Annotated in this window: 14 protein-coding genes and 4 pseudogenes; 11 read left to right on the top strand and 7 right to left on the bottom strand. The window is 63.1% G+C overall.

Going from position 1 to position 17,263, the window contains the following annotated elements; translation table 11 throughout:
* Positions 1–313 precede the first annotated feature (313 nt).
* Entirely contained in the window at positions 314–538 is a 225-nt protein-coding gene (locus tag AC1DFE_RS22890) for a dihydrofolate reductase family protein (RefSeq protein ID WP_476908134.1), read from the top strand.
* Between the two features lie 134 nt (positions 539–672).
* Here AC1DFE_RS22890 and AC1DFE_RS22885 read toward each other — a convergent pair whose 3' ends face one another.
* The 6 genes from AC1DFE_RS22885 to AC1DFE_RS22860 form a co-directional block, all read right to left on the bottom strand.
* Positions 673–1,164, bottom strand: a complete 492-nt coding sequence (locus tag AC1DFE_RS22885) for a hypothetical protein (protein ID WP_476908133.1) — start codon at positions 1,162–1,164, stop codon at positions 673–675.
* Positions 1,165–1,172: 8 nt separating this feature from the next.
* Entirely contained in the window at positions 1,173–1,565 is a 393-nt protein-coding gene (locus AC1DFE_RS22880; RefSeq protein ID WP_476908132.1) for a cupredoxin domain-containing protein, read from the bottom strand.
* Between the two features lie 203 nt (positions 1,566–1,768).
* The gene (locus tag AC1DFE_RS22875) at positions 1,769–2,239 is read right to left on the bottom strand and encodes a hypothetical protein (RefSeq protein WP_476908131.1); all 471 of its coding nucleotides are present in this window, start codon (positions 2,237–2,239) and stop codon (positions 1,769–1,771) included.
* An 821-nt stretch (positions 2,240–3,060) separates the two neighbouring features.
* Positions 3,061–3,759: a maleylpyruvate isomerase family mycothiol-dependent enzyme gene (locus AC1DFE_RS22870; protein ID WP_476908130.1), complete on the bottom strand. Its 699-nt coding sequence runs from the start codon at positions 3,757–3,759 to the stop codon at positions 3,061–3,063.
* 160 nt (positions 3,760–3,919) lie between these two features.
* On the bottom strand, positions 3,920–4,048 hold the full coding sequence (locus tag AC1DFE_RS22865) for a hypothetical protein (RefSeq protein WP_476908129.1): 129 nt from the start codon (positions 4,046–4,048) through the stop codon (positions 3,920–3,922).
* A gap of 13 nt (positions 4,049–4,061) precedes the next feature.
* On the bottom strand, positions 4,062–4,373 hold the full coding sequence (locus AC1DFE_RS22860) for an aldehyde dehydrogenase family protein (protein ID WP_476908128.1): 312 nt from the start codon (positions 4,371–4,373) through the stop codon (positions 4,062–4,064).
* A gap of 222 nt (positions 4,374–4,595) precedes the next feature.
* Between AC1DFE_RS22860 and AC1DFE_RS22855 the strand changes: the two are divergent.
* Both AC1DFE_RS22855 and AC1DFE_RS22850 read left to right on the top strand, forming a co-directional pair.
* Positions 4,596–6,003 (top strand): annotated as a pseudogene (locus AC1DFE_RS22855) (aldehyde dehydrogenase family protein).
* Positions 6,004–6,374: 371 nt separating this feature from the next.
* Positions 6,375–6,590, top strand: a pseudogene (locus AC1DFE_RS22850) (3-hydroxybenzoate 4-monooxygenase); the annotation flags it as partial.
* Between the two features lie 20 nt (positions 6,591–6,610).
* Here AC1DFE_RS22850 and AC1DFE_RS22845 read toward each other — a convergent pair.
* Complete coding sequence (locus AC1DFE_RS22845; protein WP_476908127.1) at positions 6,611–7,636, bottom strand: LacI family DNA-binding transcriptional regulator; 1,026 nt, start codon at positions 7,634–7,636, stop codon at positions 6,611–6,613.
* Between the two features lie 303 nt (positions 7,637–7,939).
* Here AC1DFE_RS22845 and AC1DFE_RS22840 point away from each other — a divergent pair, with 303 nt between their 5' ends.
* The 8 genes and pseudogenes from AC1DFE_RS22840 to AC1DFE_RS22805 form a co-directional block, all read left to right on the top strand.
* Positions 7,940–9,112, top strand: coding sequence for an ABC transporter substrate-binding protein (locus AC1DFE_RS22840; RefSeq protein ID WP_476908126.1), 1,173 nt, complete (start codon positions 7,940–7,942; stop codon positions 9,110–9,112).
* Between the two features lie 138 nt (positions 9,113–9,250).
* The gene (locus AC1DFE_RS22835) at positions 9,251–10,090 is read left to right on the top strand and encodes a carbohydrate ABC transporter permease (protein ID WP_476908135.1); all 840 of its coding nucleotides are present in this window, start codon (positions 9,251–9,253) and stop codon (positions 10,088–10,090) included.
* Positions 10,087–10,983 carry a carbohydrate ABC transporter permease gene (locus AC1DFE_RS22830; RefSeq protein WP_476908125.1) on the top strand — a complete coding sequence of 299 codons (897 nt, stop codon included), beginning with the start codon at positions 10,087–10,089 and terminating at the stop codon, positions 10,981–10,983. Before AC1DFE_RS22835 ends, AC1DFE_RS22830 begins: the two co-directional genes overlap by 4 nt.
* Positions 10,984–11,040: 57 nt before the next feature.
* Entirely contained in the window at positions 11,041–11,757 is a 717-nt protein-coding gene (locus AC1DFE_RS22825) for a ThuA domain-containing protein (RefSeq protein WP_476908124.1), read from the top strand.
* Complete coding sequence (locus AC1DFE_RS22820; RefSeq protein WP_476908123.1) at positions 11,742–12,839, top strand: Gfo/Idh/MocA family protein; 1,098 nt, start codon at positions 11,742–11,744, stop codon at positions 12,837–12,839. Before AC1DFE_RS22825 ends, AC1DFE_RS22820 begins: the two co-directional genes overlap by 16 nt.
* A gap of 581 nt (positions 12,840–13,420) precedes the next feature.
* Positions 13,421–14,957 (top strand): annotated as a pseudogene (gene arfA / locus AC1DFE_RS22815) (arabinosylfuranosidase ArfA).
* Between the two features lie 578 nt (positions 14,958–15,535).
* On the top strand, positions 15,536–15,823 hold the full coding sequence (locus tag AC1DFE_RS22810; protein WP_476908122.1) for a hypothetical protein: 288 nt from the start codon (positions 15,536–15,538) through the stop codon (positions 15,821–15,823).
* 706 nt (positions 15,824–16,529) lie between these two features.
* A pseudogene (locus AC1DFE_RS22805) lies at positions 16,530–17,263 on the top strand (hypothetical protein); the annotation flags it as partial.

Below are 17,263 nucleotides of genomic sequence, written 5' to 3'. Positions count from 1 at the left end.
TAGTGTGCCTGTCAGTGGAAACTAACGGGATCCAGAAGGGATCTGCGGCCATAGTTCGAGGTCGCCCATGAGGGCACCCCAAGGAAGGGAACCGCGATCATGAAACTGACGACCAACACGCAGGTCTCCGTTGACGGCGTGATGCAGGGAACGGCGGGCGGAACCCGCACCTCGACCCCGGATTCGAGCGCGGCGGATGGGCCAGGCCGCTGTTCGACGAGGAGGCCATGGCCTTCGTCAACGAGTTCTACCAGCGCACCGATGCGTTCCTGTTCGGCCGGCGGACCCACGAGCTCTTCGCCGGATACTGGGCGTGAGGGAAGATCTGGAGAACCCCATCGTCGGTGCCTTGAACACAAGGCCCAAGTACGTCGCATCGAACACGCTCACCGACCCGACTTGGGCGGACACAACCGTCCTCTCCGGAGATGTCGCGGCTGCCATCCGGGACCTGAAAGCCACGCCGGGCGGCGAACTGCAGGTGCACGGCACTAGACGGGCCGGGGCGGACACGTACGTTCCGAAGGAATCTCAATGATGTTTGTCTTCTTGGCCTTGGTTGGCGTCATTGGGTTTCTCCAAACCATGAGACGCGAGAATAACCCTCCGCCGCAAACCGATCAGTGTCCCGGCCCGGATCGCTTCCTGCGCCCGCAAGCTACGGCTTCATCTTCAGGAAGGCGGCCTATGCCAGCTGCACGGTTCCCCCGAGGAGCCACTGGTCCACACAAAGGCCCGTCGCGAAGCATTACTGTTCCCGCGCACGCGGCGAATAGCCAGCGCGACGATCGCGAGGACAGCCCCGAAACCTTCGGCAACGGCGCTGAGTGTCTTCTCGAAAAACCAGACCGGTTCGTACATGGCCGGAATCGGTCCGATCGCGGGCAGGTCCACGTAGCGGGACAACAGGACAGCTGCCAGAGCGCTCCCCGCTACTAACAGGGCGGCGAAGTAGGCCGGGCGGCTGCCGCGGACCAAGACATACAGCGCCACCACGATTGCGGTACCCGATTCAAGATAGAAAAGGTTGCCCTGCCCGATTCCCCCCGGGTTCGCCACCTGGTATCCGGGTGCCTGCTGGATATGCACTACTGCGTCCGTCCCCAGAGCCGCTGCAACAAGCAGCCGCAGGCCAATATCCGCCAGGCTTCGGCGGGTCCTCACCGCAGTTCTCACTTGACTACCAGCGTCCCGCGCATATTGACGTGGTAGGTGCAGTGGTAGGTGTACGTTCCGGGTTTGGCAGGGACCTTAAAAGTCGCCGTGCCCCCGCTGCCATTAACCGCGGCATCGAAAGATGAGCCGTCGTCTGCAGTCACCGTATGTGCCTGAGAATCCAGGTTCGTTACTGTCACGGTGGTACCCGGGCCCACCGACGGCGGTCCCTGATAGCCGAAATCCTTGATGGTAATGCCAACGGCAACGGAACCACCCGCCGACGGAGAACCCGGCGACGATAAGGTGCCAGACTGATAGGAGCCGCCGCTCGATGACGGCCCGCACCCAGTCAGGGCGGCCAAGCCCATAGCGCCGGCCAGAACCACAAGTCCGATGCTCTTTTTCATGATCTATTCCTGACTTCCAGATCCGGTGGCCGGGGGCCTGCTCGCCACATTCATTACACGTAACGGAAGGGGGCGCGGTTCATCCAGGCCCGCTGGCTTCCAACAGGTCAGCAGTCGGAACTCTGCTGAATCCGGCGCGGGCGTCCGGGGCGACGAGATGCTCCTTCTCCTGATCCGACCGGCTGTCTCGAAACACACAGGGTTCAGAGACGCCCAGAAGCGTTGCGGTTGGGCGCCTTCACCAGACACTTCCTGCGTTCGGGATCTGCGGTTAAGTGAAAGGGCTGATCAGGGTCCATCCGGGGTCTTTGGGTGCGGGCCACTTCGGCCCGGGGCCGGATTCCCGCGAAGCGGTCGATGATGTCCCGGCCGTTCTGGTCTTCAAAGTCGGTGTAGCAGTGCAGGATGCGCCGGCCATTTGATGTCTGGGTAGCGACGAGCAGGCCGCGGGGTCCGAGGGCTGCTGTCAGGTCCTCTTCGATCCGGTGCAGCTCTATCGCGTCGTCGTAGTCCGGTAGCCCGTCGGTGGGGTCTGCGAGTAACGGACGTGGAGCGCTGTGTGCAGTGAGGCGGCAATGAGCGATATGAAAGTTCAGCCAGGCCGAAGGCACCTCACTTCTGGACGGTGCGATAAAAATCCACAGGGGCACGTCGTAGACGCCGCAGGTAACCATGAACAGGCGTCGAGGGAAAAACCCTTGGTCCCAAGAAGAAAGGCGGTGAGCTTCATGGTCTATATGCACGACGACGTTAGCTCGCACCGTAACGCGTGTCGGACCGCATGTGGGGGTCGGACGGCGATCCCCTAAAGATTGGGCACAAATCATGTCGCCCTCCCCCGAAGCCACCATGAAGCAGCAACAAAGTCCCCACGAACCGAGAAGGAGGAGCCCGATGAACGGCCAACGAACAGGTAACGACCGACAAACTGTCGATCATAGAAAGCAAGGAGCCACCTGGCCACCTATGAAAAGGGCCCCCGAAGGGGCCCTTCACACCACAATTTGTCCACACTCAGAGGCTAAAAAGCCCCTGAACAGGGAAAACACGTGCCCAAGATGGGACTCGAACCGGGCGCCAGCCCTGCTAATCCGCCACTCCCCCGAAAACATCTCCGGTCCGACCCAGTCCGAGACCGGTACAACCGAATCCGCAGCCGGGGATGTGCACAATGTGCGCATTCCCTCCACTCCCAAAGGAGCACCGGGTTGGCGGCGACCTTGCTCGTATTTATGGCCGCGAAGGCTGCCTATTGGCAACCACGCTCAACAGGTGTCGGGATGTGTCCGGCCTCGAACAGGATAGACGGGGTCGTTGGCGTTCTTCTTGGGATGGATCTCGTTGTATACGCGAATTCCGAGGAGCGCGTCGTCGCGGCTGAGCAGCAGTTCCCGTCAGCGATGGACGCCCAGACAGCTGAGCCCCTGAACTAAGAAGTGGGGGAACGGTGTTCAGTGTGCCGACACACTGAACACCAGTTCCTTACTTGCGCCGGTTACCAGGACGGCAGGGTCGGCAGGGGGCCGTCAGCTTCGACGTTTTCAGTCACGCCGCGAGCCAGCCACTCGAGCAGTCCCTCGCGGTCGGACGAGACGCGCAGGGCACCATCCCCGACTATCCACTCGTCGCGTTCCTCCGTCACCAAGGTCATTCCTGGCGCTCCTTTGGCGCGCATCGTGCGCACAGCAGCCTCAATTGCGTTGAGCACCGAGTCCGGGTCAGCCTCTTCGATGGTCCAGGCGGTGCCGAGGTCGTGATGGTGGACGACGACCTCGGCGATCCGCAACGCCACGATTGATGTCGCGGGGATCTGCTTGCCGTGGAGGTGCACCTCCTCGACCGCGAGGTCCCCTCCCAGCCGCTGGGCCTGCTCCTCGAAGTATTGAGCGGACTCGCCCAGCCGGCCAAGCAGTTCCTCACGGGGCAAAGCGGCGAGGTCCGAAATTTCCTGGGCGCGTGCCTCCTTCGAGGCGTAGAGCTGCTGCTCTTCGCCAGTGAGTGCCCAGTTAATGAGCTTGACCAAGGCGCGGCCGTTCGAGGCGAGGTGGGCAATGACGTGGGCCCGTGTCCACCCCTCGCACAGGGATGGGGCAGTCATTTCATCGGCGGACAGAGACTCGACGGTGGCCATTAACATGTCGGTCTCCCTGCCGAGGCGGGACAGGTCCGAGTGCAGGCGTGCGGGGTTGATCATCTATTCACCCTATCGATTGGCACGGCACGCCAACTAGCGGTCCACGCCCTTAATCCATACTGAATTCGTCCCGATTCAGACGAGGCGGGTAGCTGCCGAAGTCGCGTACGGCATTGCCTCGCCACAGCACGCATCCTGTGCCGCGGCGGGGCAACAGGCCTCAGAGGCGCTTAACTCCGATGGTGTGGTCGGTGGTGAACTCCGCGACAGCCCGGTCGCCATTGAACCGGCCGAGCCCGGAGTTGCCCTCGCCGCCGAAGGGCACGAGCGACTCGTCGTGAACGGCCATCTCATGATGTGTGTCATTCCGGCCCTGATACCGGGCTGAACTGCACGCCGCGGTCAGGGTTTTGGGTGAATACTGAGCTGGAGAGCCCGAAGTCGCTCGCGTTGGCCAGCTCCAGTGCGCGGGCCTCGTCGTCGGCCTTGATCACGCCCACCAGGGGTCCGAAGATCTCCTCGCGGGCGATTTCCATGTCGGGAGTGACGTCCGCAAAGACCTGCGGGGGTCGGATCCGCCCCTGGATCCCAACTTCGAGGACGGTGCGGGCACCCTCGGCCTTGGCTGCTGCGATTTTCGCTTTCAGCCCCTCGAGCTGACTGTCGTTGACCACCGGACCCACCACGGTCTCCGCGGAAGGAGGCTGATTCCCGTGTCGCCCGTCTCACGATTGCCTAGGTGTATTGACCACGGACGTTAGGAACGCTCGGCGTGGATAGGTGACAAAAAGAAGACCTCCGAGTGGAGTGGGGCTTGTCTAACAGTCCGATCCACAAGCATAGGGACACCCCCCACAATCCCCGGCAAGTACCTGCCCTACCCGAATTGAGCACCCATGGAAACTTACGACGCCCTTTTGACTTCAATCACCCCCGTCTCCGGTGAAACCCGGACCATCTTTGACCCCGCCACCGGCACCCCCGTCGGCGAAGCACGTGGACACCATTGAAGACCTCGAGAGGGCGGTAGCCGCCGCCCAGACAGCACAGCCAGCCTGGGCCGCAATGGGCCACGACGGCCGCTCCGCCGCGCTGCTCAAGGCCGCAGATGCCGTCGAACGCTCCGCCGAGGAACTCGCCCGTTTGCTCTCCCGCGAGCAAGGCAAGCCGCTCAACGGCCCCAACGCCCGCTTCGAAGTAGGCGCCTGCGCCGCCTGGCTCCGCGCCGCGGCCAACACGCCCCTGGAACGGGAAACCGTCGTCGACGACGGCGAAAGCTACGCCGATCTGCACTACCGGCCCATCGGCGTCGTCGGCGCCATCGGCCCCTGGAACTGGCCAATGATGATCACCATTTGGCAGGTCGCACCCGCCCTGCGAATGGGCAACGCCGTCGTGGTCAAACCCTCCAAGATGACCCCGCTCTCCGTCCTTGCACTGGCCAAAGTCCTCAACGAGGAACTCCCCGAAGGTCTGCTCACTGTGGTCTCCGGCGACCGGAAGGTGGGCGCCCCCCTCGCCGAACACCCCGCCATCGGCAAAATCATGTTCACCGGCTCCACCGGCGCCGGCAGGGAAATCATCAAGTCCTCCGCAGATACCGTCAAACGCCTCACCCTGGAACTCGGCGGCAACGACGCCGGCATCGTCCTGCCCGACGCCGACCCCAAAGCCATCGCCGAGGATCTGTTCTGGGGCGCGTTCATCAACACCGGCCAGACCTGCGCAGCACTCAAACGCCTCTACGTCCACGACGACATCTACGACGAGGTCTGCGAAGAACTCACCAACGTCGCCGCGGCCATGCCGATGGGCGTCGGACTCGACGAGAACAACGTACTGGGCCCGCTGCAAAACAAGGCCCAGTACGACGTCGTGGCCAACCTCGTCGAAGGCGCCCGTGGCTCCGGTGCCCGGATTCTGATCGGTGGCAACCCCGATTCGGATCGGCCGGGCTATTTCTACCCCACCACCCTGGTAGCCGACATCGACAACGACAACCCCCTCGTGGCCGAAGAACAGTTCGGCCCCGTCCTGCCGATCATCCGCTACAGCACCCTCGACGAGGCCGTCACCAAAGCCAACGGACTCGACGTCGGCCTCGGAGCCTCCGTCTGGTCCTCAGACATCGCCACAGCCCGGAAGGTCGCAGCACAGCTCGAAGCCGGCACCTTATGGATCAACAAACACGGCGCCGTGGACCCCCGCGTCCCCTTCGGCGGATCCGAACAATCTGGCTACGGCCTTGAATTCGGCGTCGAAGGCCTCAAAGCCCTTGGCAGCCCGCAGGTGATCAACGGTTGAGCTGTATCGCACGAACATGCCCACCAGCGCCGGATCAAGGTGTCGACCCAGACCGAGGACGTGGGCGCCATCGCCGAAAAGCGGGAGTCAAGACGCTGGTCCTTTCCCACCTGGTGCCGGGCAATGCCAGGTGCGAGGAACTCCATATCCTGGGGCAGCACCGTTCCGCGGGGCGTCACGATGAGATTCGTTCCGAGGTTCGCGGGCTCCATGCCCGCCGCCCGACGTCTTTCACTTCGGTGCCCTTTAGCCGGGACGGATCCCGAAAGAGCCCGCGTCGCCTATGGCAAGCGAGTAGTCAAATTTCACATACCAAGCGTGTAGTTCTGAGCAGCTTCTACGCGAACCGCTTACAACGAACTGAGGAATCGGTGCAGTTTCACCATCACGGTTACGTATCCGGGGACCCGCAGGTCCAGCCGGCAGCAGGGGTCGGCATTAACAGGCCGGCTGAGCTACCGGAGGAGGTCGATGTGTTGATTGTCGGCACAGGGCCTGTCGGCATGGGCGCACCAACGACGCCTGGGCCTGAACCAGGTAGCTTCGTCTCCCGTAGGCCCGCTCCGGCGACAGCGGATGCCGTGCAATTAATGTGAAGACCGGTCGCCTAGGTGTCTGTCTTTGCTCCCTTGGGACAGCTGGTCGAGCCGCGCATGACAAGCCGCGTTGCGAGCTCAAGCCTGGGACCCTCCGCATTTCCGTCGAAGCCTTCCAGCTTATTCGTGAGGCCGAGGAGCATGCGAAGGGCAGTCGCTCCCATTTCCTGAATTGGCTGCCTGACCGTGGTCAGTTGTGGTGTCGCCCATGTTGCTTCGGGAACGTCGTCGAATCCGACAACACTGACGTCTGTCGGGATGTCGAGTCCGAGGTAGCGTACGGCGTCGTAGACGCCCAGAGCCATCATGTCCGAGGCCGCGAAGATGGCTGTAGGCCTATCCTTCCGGCTCAGGACGTCGACGGCGAAATCCCGCGCCTCGTCGCGATCCCAGTCGGCGGCCCCGACTAACTGAGGGTCGACTTGCAAGTCCTTCGCCGACAGAGCAGAACGAAAACCGTCGAGGCGCGCTCGACTGTAGAGGTGGTTCTTCACTCCTCCGATGAGGGCGAAACGCTTGTGGCCGAGGTCTAAAAGGTGCTCTGCCGCAATCCGGCCGCCTTCCCAATTCGTCACGCCGACACTTGCAGCGCGACGCGGAGCAGGGCTCATCGGATCGATGAGGACGACCGGTATGCCAGCGGTATCCAGTGCATTCAGCTGGTTCGACGTGGGATCGACCAGGACGACGATGGCCCCGGTTGATGGCCGGCGCAGGAGTCGGCTCACCCAGTCGCGGCCCGGGCGGGCGATCGTGAGGACCACGTCGCAGTCCGCGACTGTAGCGGCTTCCTCGACGCCGGTGAGGATGCTGTTGACCCATGAGCCTCCGATGTTGCTCACGACGAGGTCGACCAGGCGAGGCGTGTTCCCGAGCGGCTGCCCTTCTGGGCGCGGTCGCTTGGTCTTCGCATAGCCCATCTCGTGCGCGATCCGCACCACGCGCTCACGCGTTGCGAAGGAGACATCTGTCGCTCCGCGGAGAACCTTCGACACCGTCGGTGTACTGAGGCCGGCCGCCGCCGCTACATCGGCCAAGGTCGGCCTCCTGCCGTCAGCCACTGCACGAACCTATTTTGCGCAAATGAAATACCCCTTTTATCTCCGAATTCCGATATGTATACTCTCTCTGCGCAAAAGGATATTCGAAAGTTGCGCAACTTTTCAAATTACGATGACCCGGTGACGGGTCGAGGAGGAAAGTCGATGGAGACTTCACGTTTGACGACATCGAGGCGGGGCTTCTTGGGCCTCATCGGAACCGGCGCGACTGCCGCAGCCCTTGCGGCTTGTACGACCGGGGGTGGTGGCGGTGGAAATGGCAGTTTGAAGTTCTGGAACATGCCTTGGGGCACTCCCGCGTTCAACACCCTGGACAGCAAGATCACCCTCGGCTATAAAGCGGAGTCGGGTCTTCCTGCTGCGACCTACCAGGCTATCCAGTGGGCGAACTTCAACCAGACCTTCTCTTCCGCCCTCGCGTCCAAGACCGGACCGGCCCTCTCCTCGGGCGGCGGGACCCAGGCGTTCCAGTTCGCCAAACAAGGTTTCATTGCTCCCGCGGACGACCTCCTCGAGAGCTGGAAGTCCAAGGGGATCCACGACGACTTCCTCCCCGGCGTCCTCGACACGATGAAGACCGACGCCGGCTACGTCGCCGTTCCGTACAACCTCGACATACGCGTGAACTGGTACAACAAGCAGCTACTCGAAAAGGCAGGTGCGACTCCTCCCACCGACTGGCAGTCCTACCTCGACGCCGCAGCCGCTCTGAAGAAGATCGACGTGTACGGGTTCGCCGCCAACGGCAACGCCAGTGGCGGTAACGCCTTCCAGATGATCGTTGGCTTCATGATCAACAATGGTGGCGGCATCTTCGACGAGGAGCACAGGCCGAATCTGGTAACCGCGGCGAACATCGAAGCGCTTGAGTTCGTGCACGAGAACATCAGCAAGGGCTACATGGACCCTGCCGCCATCAGCTACACGGCGACGAACGCGAACTCGCAGTGGAAGGCCGAGAGGTTCGGCATGGGCTTCGACGTCCCCAATCTCGCGGCCAACGTTGGTGGAGCGGCCGCATCCCAGCTCGTCGTCGGTGAGCCGCTCACCAGCGCCAGTGGCAAGAAAGGCGCCCTGTACTTCCCAAACAACATCATGATGTATAAGAACACCCCCAGCCAGAAGGGGTCAGAGGCGTTCATGACCTATTACTACGAGAACATGAAGGCCCTGTGGACGCAGAATACCGGCATCGGGCTCCCGGTTCTGAAATCAATCGCGGCGACGCCGGAGTTCCAGTCGGACCCAAACCAGGTCAAAATCGTCAAGAAGTGGCAGCCCATCGCCAAGACGTGGGCAGCCCCCGGCGGAACCGCCCTATTCTCGAACATCTCCTATGTCGACAGCACGCCCGCCATCTCCGATTTCGGCCAGAACGTTCTCTCGGGTAAGTCTCCGAAGGACGCTCTGACAACGTTCCAGACGACGCTGACGTCGCTCGTCAAGGACTGATCCGTGACATCCACCAGCATCGCCGAGGTTGTCAAACGTGCACGCCGTGGCGCCGGACCGGCCGGCACAGGACGCAGGCCGGATCCGGCGCCCGGCCGTCGGGCCAGGAAACGTTTCACGCCCCGGACCTGGACCCTCATCGCATTCGCAGCACCGTCCCTCGTCCTCCTCATCCTCCTCAACATCTACCCGGTCATCTATGCCTTGATTCAAGCGCTCCATGACGGCACCCTCCTCGAAACCGGCCCCTTCGTCGGACTGAAGAACTTCGATAACGTCCTCACCCAGCCCTCGTTCTGGTCAGCGACGTCCTTCACCGTCATCTTCACCGTCGTTGGAGTGTTCGGCTCCTGGCTCGTCGGACTCGCGCTGAGCCTGCTCCTTCGCACCCACATCCCGGCCGGCGGACTGTTCAAGGTACTGCTTCTCCTGCCATGGATCGTTCCTACCGTCGTCTCCGCGACATCGTGGAACTGGCTAGTGGCAACGCCCCAGAGCCCGCTTCCGGTGATCGCCGAGCATCTCGGCTTCGGAAACGTGCTCTTCCTGGCCGACCCGATGCTCGCGAAGGTCGTCGTCTGCCTCTTCAAAGTGTGGATCTCGTTCCCGTTCATGATGATGATGATGTCCTCGGCTCTCGCCTCAGTAGACACGAACGTCTACGAGGCCGCGAAGGTCGACGGCGCGACCGCCTGGCAGTCATTCCGGCTCATCACACTCCCGCTGATCGCGCGCACGACGTTCGTGTCATGGATTCTGATGACGATCTTCTGCGTGAACGACTTCCCAACGATCTTCCTGCTCACGGGCGGTGGTCCCGCGCACGCGACCACGTCGCTGGTCCTCCTCGCCTACCTCACCGTCTTCCAGAACTTCCAGACCGGACCCGGTGTCGCCATCGCGTTCCTGATGACGTTCGTCCTCGTGGTCATCTCCGTCGTTCTCTACCGCCAGATCCGAAAGGTCAACCTCGAATGAGAACAATCAGTGTTCCCCGCGAAGAAGCGCGAACAAGACCCGGCGACACCATCGCGGCTCCGGCCAACCGCCAGACCTCACAGGACCTCCGCGAGAGAGGCAAGTGGCCCCGTTTCATCTTGATCCTGTTCGTAACCGCGCTCGTCCTGGTCCCGATCGTCGCCGTCTTCGGACTGTCCCTGACGCCCTCGCTCGGCTCGAACGCCGAAGGTCTCACGTTCGAGAACTTCGGAAACGTCTTCACGCAGACGGCCGTTCTGACCTGGCTTGGCAACAGCCTCGTCATCACCGCCATCACCGTCGTCGTCGCCATCGCGGTCGCTGCACCTGCGGGCTACGTGCTGTCCCGGGCCCGCAACCGTCTCGTGTCGGGCTATTCGCTCATCCTGTTCGTCGTGCAGTCCCTTCCCGTCGTCACCTCGGTGATCCCGCTCTTCATCCTGTTCGCGAACCTCGGGTTGGTCGATAACCTTTTTGGCGTCGTGATCATCTATGTCGGTGCCACGATGTCCGTCGCCATCTGGATGATGGCCGCCTACTACGACTCCATCCCGATCGCTCTCGAAGAGGCCGCCTGGATAGACGGTGCGTCGATCTTCGGTTCATTCACCCGCATCGTCCTCCGGAACTCTCTCCCCGGCATCCTCTCAACCGCGATCTTCTCGTTCCTCCTGGCCTGGAACGACTACCTCATTGCCGTCGTGTTCCTCCGGTCCGATCCGAATTACACCCTTCCGGTCGGCCTGGAAACTTTCTTCCAGCAGAACGCCACCAACTGGGGCCTCGTCATGGCGGTCGCCGTCGTGATGATGCTCCCGCCCATCATCCTGTTCGCGTTCCTCAACAAGCATTTCTCAGTCGGCGGGATCGGCGGCTCGCTTGCCGGCCGCTAAGCGACGCCCGCAAGAACGCATCCACAAACCATGCCGCACGGCGGCAGCAAGGAAAACATGAGTATCCCCGATCCACGATTCACGACCAAAACCGCGCTCGTTGTCCGCGGCGGCTGGGACGGGCATCAACCCGTCGAGGCCACCAACCTGTTCATCCCATTCCTCGAAGAGCGCGGCTACACGGTGCGTGTGGAGGAATCCCCGGCCGTATACGCCGACAGCTCCTACATGCCCTCGGTCGACCTCATCGTGCAGTCGAACACGATGACCACCATCGAGAAGGAAGAGTTCGAAGGCCTCCGCTCCGCAGTCGAAGGGGGAACGGGTCTCGCCGGCTGGCACGGCGGCATCGCCGACTCCTACCGGAACAACTCCGACTATCTCCAGCTGATCGGAGGTCAGTTCGCTGCGCATCCCGGCAAAGCTCCCGACGAGCTGACCGGCGATCAGTCCGACAACTACCGCCCGCACACCATCACCCTGACCGAAGCGGCAGCTTCGCACCCCATCACCGAAGGCATCGTCAACTTCGAGCTGACTACTGAGCAGTACTGGGTGCTCCACGACGGCTACAACGACGTGCTCGCGACCACCACCCAGGCCGTCCGGCCCTGGGATCCGTGGAACCGCGAAATCACCTCGCCCGCCATCTGGACCAGACAGTGGGGCAAGGGACGCATCTTCGTCTCCACGCCCGGCCACCACGTCGACATTCTCGAGAACCCGAACGTCAAAACCATCATCGAAAGGGGATTGCTGTGGGCATCCCGCTAACCGTCGGAATCATCGGCGTCGGAAAGATCAGCGAGCAGTACTTCGAAAGCCTCCCGAACCTGCCCGGTCTCAAGCTCGTCGCTGTCGCAGACATCAACGAAGAGCGTGCGCGCGAGGTCGCCGCCGAACAGGGCGCCGAAGCCCTTACGGTCGATGAGCTCCTCGACGACGACCGAATCGACTCGATCATCAACCTGACTATCCCTGCCGCGCACGTCGAAGTCGGGACGCTGGCGCTCCGCGCTGGCAAGCACGTCTTTGCCGAGAAGCCTCTGGGGCTGTCCCCGGAAGAAGCCCTCCCCATGCTGGAACTCGCTGACTCTTTGCGACTTCGAGTCGGAAGCGCGCCCGACACGGTCCTCGGCACCGGCGTCCAAACTGCTCTTCAGCTGCTCAACACAGGTGCGATCGGCGCACCGGTAGCGGCGCAAGTGCATTGGTCCGCGCCCGGACACGAGCGCTGGCACCCGTCACCGCTCTTCTACTACCAACCTGGCGGCGGCCCACTATTCGACATGGGCCCCTACTACCTGACCAGCCTCGTCATGTTCTTCGGCCCTGTCGTGCGCGTATCGGGAGTGGCCACGAGGTCCGACCGTGCGCGAACCGTCGAGACCGGCCCCCTGGCCGGCACACCGATCCCCGTGGACATCGACACCCACGTCAGTGCCCTCCTCGAGCACGCGAACGGGGTGACGTCCACGATCACGGTCAGCTTTGAAGTCTGGGCCACCCGGACACCGCTCTTCGAGATCTATGGCACCGATGGCACCCTCGCCGTCCCAGACCCGAACCGATTCTCCGATCCTGTCGAGCTGGCGACCCGCGAAGAACCGGAACGGCGTGAGGCGCCGATCTCTGCTGGCTATGAGGATGCCGGGCGCGGTTACGGCCTCGCCGACATGGCCAGAGCCATCGAGACAAACCGCCCGCATCGGGCCTCCGGGCGTGTAGCGTTCCACGTCCTCGAGGTCATGGATGCCATCGCACGCGCGAGCCGAGAGCATCGGGTCATCGACGTCGACAGCACCGTTGACAGGCCAGCCGTCGTGCCGTTTGGGACGGCACCCGACACCTGGTAGGCGGTGATCGCGTGGTGGGCGGGGATCGCGCATGCCGCCGCTTGTCCGCTCCCCCTCCTCGCAAATGATCAGGCGCAGAAGCCCGGAAGTCTGGCCTTCTGCGCCTGGCACCACCAGCGTCGGTAGAGACATGCAGGAACACCCGCTGTCATGCCCTCGTCAGGTCCGCGGGTTCCGCGTCGAATCGGCGTTCCAGCTGCGCTTCACCAGAAGCATCACCAAACGCCCTTTGCCGCTGGCGGCAACAAAGTGGCGGAAATTATGTGTACGGGACGGCGTCAAGTTGCATCGAGCGCGAGAGAGCCATTGAATGCGACGACCGCGTCGAGTGGAGGTGCGGGCTGCAACTAAGGGCACTCATCACCTGCACCCCTTCCACTCGATGGCAACCTGCGCTACGGCAATCCTTCCCTGGCCGCCATCACACGAGTGCGAGGACACCGCCCAGGTCGCTGTCGGTTACCTGGCCGGGCGGGGAACCGAGCACCCGTGAATACCAGGCGTCGTTTCAGACAGGGCGCAGCCGATCCACTTCCACGATTCAGAACTAAATCACCTGTTGTCTAACGAAAGAAGAAAACATGCCACGCGCTGCCCTCTTCCTCGACCCCTCATCCGCCGTGGGGCCGGTCAACCCTCGAATCTTCGGCTCGTTCGTCGAGCACCTCGGACGGTGCGTCTACACCGGAATCTGGGAACCGGACCACCCCACAGCTGACAAGGACGGCTTCCGGCAGGACGTCATTGAGCTTGTCAAAGAGCTCGGTGTGACCGCTATCCGTTACCCGGGAGGTAACTTCGTCTCGGGCTTCAAGTGGGAGGATTCGGTCGGCCCCAAAGCCGATCGTCCCCGACGACTTGACCTAGCTTGGCATTCCACCGAGACAAACGAAATCGGACTGCAGGAATTCGCAACGTGGATAGACAAAGTCGACGGCGAGTTGATGTACGCCATCAATCTCGGGACCCGTGGCACGCAAGAGGCACTCGACGTTCTGGAATACATGAACATCAGCAACGGCACCACTCTGTCCGATCTGCGCGCAGCGCACGGCCGGCCCCAGCCCTACGATGTTCGAATCTGGTGCCTCGGCAACGAAATGGACGGACCCTGGCAACTCGGCCACCGCAGCGCCGAGGACTACGGCAAACTCGCCGGCCAAACAGCACGGGCAATGCGGCAACTGGACCCCGGCCTTGAGCTCGTTGTGTGTGGAAGCTCCAGCGCCCACATGCCAACCTTCGGCAGTTGGGAGCACACCGTCCTCAAACACGCGTACGAGGACGTCGACTACATTTCCTGCCATGCCTACTACGAACAGTCCGGCGACGACCTAGCCAGTTTCCTAGCCTCGGCAACGGACATGGACCGGTTCATCGAATCGGTCGTTTCAGCTGCCGACGCGGTCAAGGCAGAGCTCGGCAGCCGCAAAACCATCAACATCTCCTTCGACCGAATGGAACGTCTGGTATCAGACCAGATTCCGGGAGGTCGAGAAGATCACAGGCATCGACATCTGGCCACAAGCACCGCCCCTTCTTGAGGACATCTACAACGTCGCGGACGCTGTCGTCGTGGGGAATCTGCTGATCTCCCTGCTGAAGCACGCCGACCGGGTGACCTCGGCATCGCTCGCGCAGCTGGTAAACGTGATCGCGCCCATCATGACCGAACCAGGCGGGCAGGCGTGGCGGCAAACCACATTCTTCCCCATCGCCACCACCGCACGTCTGGCCCGGGGCTCCAGCCTCCGCCCCAACCTGACCGTCGACACGTATGACACCAAGGCGCATGGCCCGGTCGGACTCGTCGACGGTGCAGCCACCTACGACGAACGGACCGGTGACGTCGCACTATTTCTCGTGAACCGAGACATCGGGCAGCCTATTACCGTCGAGGTTGAACTGCCGCGCTTCAGCACCCTCCGGGTCGCGGAAGCCGTCACGCTCCACGACGAAGATCCTTATGCAACCAATACTGCCGCCGATCCGTGCCGGGTGACTCCGGCGGCAAACACGACAGTCCGGCTGGCACAGAGGCGACTGAGCATCACGCTGCCGCCCATCTCCTGGACGGCGATCTCGCTGGTGCCCGACACCGCGGGGACCACGGCATGATCCGGATCGCAGCCATCATTGGAGGTTCACCGGAGAACGCTGCCGAGTGTGAACGCTTACATGATCCGAACCGGTGCCGGGCTGGCCATCATCGCACTGTCCGTCCTGTCGCTGTTAATGGTGTTCGCGTCCGGCCACGTTGCGCGTGACGGAAGAAATTCACCGGGACCCTGGCCGGGCGCATAGGACGCCGTCCAGGACACGGAACAACGATCCTTCGCGGCGACTTCAGAGCCGTCGATGGAAAGCGCCGAACTGTTCGGTTGACCGGGACGGCTTACCCTGCCGGGATGATAAGTACCGGACGGCCCTGGATGCGGAGCACGGGCATGGCAGGTGTTGCCCGGGGGGCGGAGGGGGCATGTTGCGTTGCCCCAAGCGCCTTGCCTGATCACTGGGAGGCACAGGATGGACTTCTCGTTGGACCCGGCAGAGCCGGTAGGCGGTGACGGCCCGGTCGTGTTCGGTGTGCCCTGGGCGTGCCCGGCACAGCTGGTCAGGGCGGCGGCCCGTTTCGCCCGGTCGGTGGACGCTCATTTGGTGTGCGCGTTCGTGGACCCGGCAGGCTACCTGGCGGAATGGGATCCTCCGCGGTCCCTGCGCGCGGCGTCTCTTCTCTGGACCCGGCACGCAATGTCGAGGCGCTGTTCCCGGCCGCGGAGGTGAAGGAAGGCCTGGTCTCCTGTCTGGGAGTTCCCGGGGCTGAGTGGTCTTTCCGGGTGCTCGGCGGTGCCGTTGCGCCGGCGCTGGCCCGTCTTTCGGCGAGCACAGGAGCGTCTCTGGTGATTGTCGGAGGTCCACGGCCCGGCGCCCTCGCCGGGCTCCAGCGGGTGGTGGAAGGAGCCGTTGTGGATGAGCTGCTTTGAATTCGATGCCTCTCTTAAGCCCGTTGGCATCTCGGCGCTGCATAGCCATGACGCGACCGGGATCGTCCACATCGAGGCGCCCACGCGGGGCGCCACCTACACCCTGGGCCAGTTCCTCAACGAATGGGGCGTGCTGAACGGGACCGACAAGACCCCGGGCTCCGCCCAGTCGAGCCCCGACGGCTGGACCGTAACGCTGAACGGCAAGAAACACGACGGCGCGATCTCCACGGTCGTCCTGAGGCCGCACGAGGAGAGATCGTCCTCTCCCACGGCACGCCACCGGTCCCGATGCCTGCGTCGTACACATTCTCTGAGGGCCTCTAGGCCGGAAGTAGCAGAGATTCGACGGGCATTCGGTTTTCAGGCCAGATCCGGCAGAATTTACCGTCCCGACCGGAGGCGTCCTCGGGACCCCGCCCGCCAGCCGGAACCGGCCCGGCCGGTACTGCCACCCCGGGTAGCTGGGTGCGAGCTCTAAGGGCTGGCTTTGCTGACTCCGTCGGGCATGGTTTCACGTCCCTTCCGGCCTTTCGTCCTGCATGTCAGCCGCGCTGTCCCGCACACCCGAATGCTTGAGATCTCCTGCCGGGACTTCGCCGCCCGGGTCTGTAAGCACGTACGGCACGCGCCGTGTGGCAAATTGTTGCCTAGGTGCACCAAAAATGTCACCTGGGTTTAAGCCGGGACCCATACGTTGGCGTGCATGACAAGACCTTCAAAGACCGTCAGAGCCTCCGCCACCGCGCAAGAACCCACTCCCGTCGGCCTGCGCCGGCTGTCGAAGTCCGTTAGTAGCAGCAAGCCGCTTACGATCGTGGCTGCGGGCTGCGCGCTCGGCCTGCTGGGCGGCGCCGGGATCGCCGCAGCGTCGACCATCCCGTGGGGCCAGCAGCCGGTCGGCGCCCAAACCGAGAACGGAGAGCAGATCGCGTCGAACCAGGTGATCAAGCCCATCGGCGACCGGCTGATGACCCCGTTCGGCAAGATCATGGGCTCGACGGTCAGCCCGGATGGCCGTTACCTCGTCGGAACCAGCACCGATCGCTCGGTCGACCTGCAGGTCTTCGACCTCAAGACCTACAAGCCGGTCGCCGCGGCGGGCACCATGGCGGCCGCCTCGTTCGACACGGCCGCTAACAACGCCAGCTACCCGAACATGGCCTACCGGAAGATCTCCGACGGCTCGCTCGGMCAGGAAGGMCCGGYCTTYTCCCCGGACGGCAAGTTCCTYTACGCSCCGGTCGCCACGGGTCTGGTCCGCTACCCSTTCARYGCSGACGGCTCSCTSGGCGCTGGCACGAAGATCAGCATCCCGACCGCGGGCGGCAAGCAGGCGCTAACCGCCGGCATGGCGTTCTCCCCGGACGGCTCCACGCTCTACGCTGCCGTCAACGGCCAGAACGCGGTCGTCGCGATCGACCCGGCCGCCGGGACGGT

This window comes from Arthrobacter sp. 05T423, from assembly GCF_056396245.1.
Note: the sequence above shows the minus strand (reverse complement) of the source record. Positions and strands in the feature narration are given on the sequence as shown.